General features: G+C 56.5%; 1 protein-coding gene. It reads right to left on the reverse strand.

Annotated elements, in window-relative coordinates; genetic code table 11:
* The coding region (locus tag VZ95_RS18975) for a hypothetical protein (RefSeq protein WP_045777253.1) at positions 1-842 on the reverse strand (842 nt) is incomplete at both ends.

Below are 842 nucleotides of genomic sequence, written 5' to 3' on the forward strand. Positions count from 1 at the left end.
CGATATTGGCATTACGCAAACCGCCAATCATTGTATAGGTGCGGTTGGCCGCAGGCGCGATCGGCGTGTCTTCAACATAATTTGACCCAACCTGCGTCAGGTCCTTCATGATGAGACTATCGTTCGGCAAGAATGCGATCTCGTTCAGCGGCTCAATATAAGCCCGAACCGTCTCCGCGCCCCCCGTTGTGGCGGAATGATAGATGATCCGGCCCCGGGCACCATTAGTGCCCTCGACGACGCGTCCCGCCTCAATCGCGTCATCCGTGCCTTGACGGATTAACTCGATGGTGGTGAGGGGCGGAAGGTCAGCCTTATAGGCTTGTAAAACGGCTGGATTATCGGGATCGGGGCGATAATAGGTCTTGGTTGCGGCGTCATAGTTCGTTAGCGGGGCAACCGCCGAATTCACCCGATCAAGCGGACCTGTGGGGTTATTGACCGGGTCCCGGACGGGGGCGGCCGGAACGGTCGACGCGACACCTGCGGTATAAGAAAGCGTCTTTACCGGCGCGGTATTCACATTCGAGCCTGAGAACAAATAGCGCTCGCCATCGTTCAGGTTCAGATAATCCGTGACCTGATTGAGGAGGTCTTTTGCCAGCGTGGGCACATCCGGGGGCGTCGTCGCATCCGATAGTTGCGCCAGATAGCCATTCAGCGTGCTGATCGATTTGTCGATCGCTGCAAGCGAGCTATCCATCAGCTTCATGCGATTGGTCGCAATGCTAATGTTGCGATTATACTGATCAATCTTCGCCATCATCCCGCTGGCGGAAATGATCGAGCCTGCGTCGGACGCCACACCCGCGAAGGTTTGGGACTTAAAGCCCGTGCTGATC

Source organism: Elstera litoralis (genome assembly GCF_000963705.1).
GTDB lineage: Bacteria > Pseudomonadota > Alphaproteobacteria > Elsterales > Elsteraceae > Elstera > Elstera litoralis.